The 3039-nt window shown below is 69.0% G+C and carries 3 protein-coding genes; all 3 read left to right on the top strand.

The annotated features are described in order from the left end of the window. On the top strand, positions 1-788 hold a 788-nt coding region (locus tag AC5RWT_RS36185), incomplete at its 5' end, for an FHIPEP family type III secretion protein (protein WP_494084432.1). After that, positions 763-2253: a hypothetical protein gene (locus AC5RWT_RS36180; protein WP_494084431.1), complete on the top strand. Its 1491-nt coding sequence runs from the start codon at positions 763-765 to the stop codon at positions 2251-2253. The genes AC5RWT_RS36185 and AC5RWT_RS36180, both read left to right, overlap by 26 nt. Before the next feature lie 155 nt (positions 2254-2408). Then, positions 2409-2675: a carbon storage regulator CsrA gene (gene csrA, locus AC5RWT_RS36175; protein ID WP_493966493.1), complete on the top strand. Its 267-nt coding sequence runs from the start codon at positions 2409-2411 to the stop codon at positions 2673-2675. Positions 2676-3039: the final 364 nt, after the last annotated feature.

Here is a 3039-nt window from a genome sequence, read left to right as displayed (position 1 = left end):
CGCTGGGCGACAACCTGGACTCGCTGCCGGGCATCGCCACGGTGGAACCGGTGTTCGGGCTGGCCGGCAAGTGGGTCCCGGCGGAGATGCGGCACAGCGCGGAGATGGCCGGGGCCACCGTGATCGACCGGGTCTCCGTGCTGGTCACCCACCTGTCCTCGCTGATCTCGGCCAACGCCGCCCGGCTGCTCACGCGCGAGGACGTGCGCGTGCTGACCGAGGGCGTGAAGTCCGTCAACCCCTCCGCCGTCGACGAGCTCACCCCGTCGCTGCTTTCGCTGGCCGAGGTGCAGCGGGTGCTGCAGGGGCTGCTGGCGGAGCAGATCCCGATCAACGACCTGCCGCGCATCTACGAGGCGCTGGCGCTCAAGGCCAAGACTTCCACCGACCCGGAGGGGCTGATCGAGGCCGCCCGGCAGGCGCTGGGCCCGGCCTTGACCGCGCAGTACCTGGACGGGCAGCTCCTGCGCGTGATCATGATCGATCCGACGCTGGAGCAGTCGATGCTGGAAGGCATGCGGCCGTCCGAGCACGGTACCCAGATCCTGCTCTCGGCCGAGCGGACCGAAGCCGTGCTGGCGTCGCTGCGGGAATCGCTCGAGAGGGCGGAAGCCAACGGGCTCACCGCCGTGCTGGTGTGTGCCCCCGCGCTGCGCCCGGCCATCCGGCGGCTGGTCTCGGCGCAGGCCGGCGGACTTCCGGTACTGTCCTATCAGGAGGTCACCTCCGCCAATGTAAAGATCGAGACCGTGGGGGTAGTGCGTGTCGGCCAGACGGCTGCAGCTTAAAGGCGCTTCCCTGCAGGAACTCAAGGACAAGGTCCTGGCCGACCACGGACCCGACGCGAAGATTGTCGCGGCCGAGAAGGTCACGGTCGGCGGCATCCGCGGGTTTTTCGCCCGCGAGCACTACGAAGTCACCGTGGAACTGCCGGGGCCGGCCCTGCGCGGGCAGCACGCGCTGGACCAAAAAGCCCGCGCAGGCATCGCCGCGCTGCTGGCCGACGCCGAGCGCACCGAGTCGAGGTTGCACGGCAAGGCCCCCGAACTGCACGTCTCCACCCACACCGACCAGTTCGCGGTCATCATGGACAACCTGACGTTCAACACCGCCCGGCCCACCCGGTTGCCCGACGGAGCGAAGCTGGAAGAACCGCCCGGCGAAGGCCCCGGGAACGCCACGGGTACCGGAACCAACCCCGGAGGACCAGGAGCGGCTCCGGCAGGGTCCGGAGGCGCTGCGGCGGGCTCCGGGGCCGCTGCGCCTGGGAGCGGCTGGAGACGACGCCGGACCGACCCGCAGCCCGACCCCGGTGCGGCAATATCTGCCGGTGCGGCAGAACCGGTTGACCTCGCCGAACAGGACTCGGAGGCAGCCCCCGCAGCCGTTACGGGTCCAGCCGCGTCTGCCGGGCACGGTGAGGCTGCCGACGTCGCCACCGAACGGCCGGCCGCCACGGGGCGCCGTGCGGCCGCCGCCGCTCCTGTCGCTGCTGCTGAAACGACGGCGGTCGAACCGGCCCCACGCCGCCCGGCCCTCGCCCCGGGCGGCCCGGACGCGGTGGCCGGCACCGACGTCGTGATTGGCGTCATTTCACAGGCCGGAATGGCCCAGCCGGACGAGCGGCCGGGACACCGCCTGCCGGACGAACGGCCCGAGTCGGCCGGCGCGCCCTCCAGCCCGGGCTCAAGTTCAGCCGTGAAAGGGGGACCTGCCGTTCCCTCAACGCTGTACGGCCCGGGAGACCTGGTGCTGGTGATCGGCCAAGGCGATGACGCACTGGAGGCCGCCAACTCCATGGCGGCCGCAGCTCCCGCCGTCAACGGCACGCCCTCGGAGGCTGCAGACTGGATCTCCACCGGCGGGAACACGGTCAAGATGGCCGGAGCCCATGCCGCCGATGTCAGGCGCCCCGTGCAGGACCGCAACACTGCGATCGGCGCCCGGGCGCGGGGGGTGGAACGGGGGCAGAGCGTCTTCGTGGCGTTCGGCCTGGGCCAGACGCTCACTCCGTCCCTGGACCTGCTCGCGATCCTGCCTGCACTGGGGGCGGATCAGGTCTGGCTGGCGGTGGACGCCGGCCGAAAGGCCGAGGATACCGACCGCTGGGTGCAGGCTGTGCAGCGCGTTGTGGTCCCCGACGGCTTGGCGGTAACCGGAGTGCGGAACACCAGCACGCCGAAAACCGTCAATACACTGGGCGTGCCGGTGGGATGGGTGGACGGCGAGCCGTCCGACGCTTCCTGGCTCTGACGTCCGCTTTCCGCGACGCAGCGTGGTTGATCTCCTGGGTGGAAACAGCGGGATCATCCGGCGGCAGCTGCCGGTGTCTACCGGTGGTTCGGGGCGGAAGACCGGCGCGGCGCAGCCTCGGCCGTGCCGAGTAGCACCTGCGATAGAGTTGACGCGTGCTGGTGCTGACGCGAAAACCCGGAGAGCGGATCCTGATCGGTGACGATATTGTCATCACCGTCCTGGATGCCCGCCGGGATGGAGTGAGGCTCGGCATCGAAGCCCCGCGCGGCGTGAAAATCCAGCGCGATGAAGTGGTTCAGGCAGTCAGCGAGGCCAACATGGCCGCCGCACAGAGCGGGCCGGACGCTGAAGAACGCATCAAGGCCCTGCTGGGGCTGAACCTTCCCGGCAGCAGCGGATCCAGCAGCGCCGGCACCTAAACCTCATCGCCGGAGGGCCTTGAGTCCCCGGCCAGGCACCGGCGTCGTCGGGCTGTTGCGGGTCTTTTTGACCTAACCCACGGCAGCAGGATAACCTTGGTAGTCGTTGTGCGTGTCCAACCTCGATACGCTATGTCCGTGTGGCGGCCCAGTTGCAGGGCCAACCTGGTCCACGGAAATAGCCGAGATTTTCTGGGCCACTGGTTACATTTCAGTCCTCACCTGAAGTTCCGGTAGCGCATCACCAACTTTGCGCGTGTGTTCTGTGAAGAATGCGCCGCTACCTTAGAACACCAAACGAAGGCAAAAACCGTGCGTACGTACACTCCGAAGCCCGGCGATATCAACCGCCAGTGGCACGTCA

The organism is Arthrobacter sp. Dra40 (assembly GCF_059091905.1).
Note: the sequence above shows the minus strand (reverse complement) of the source record. Positions and strands in the feature narration are given on the sequence as shown.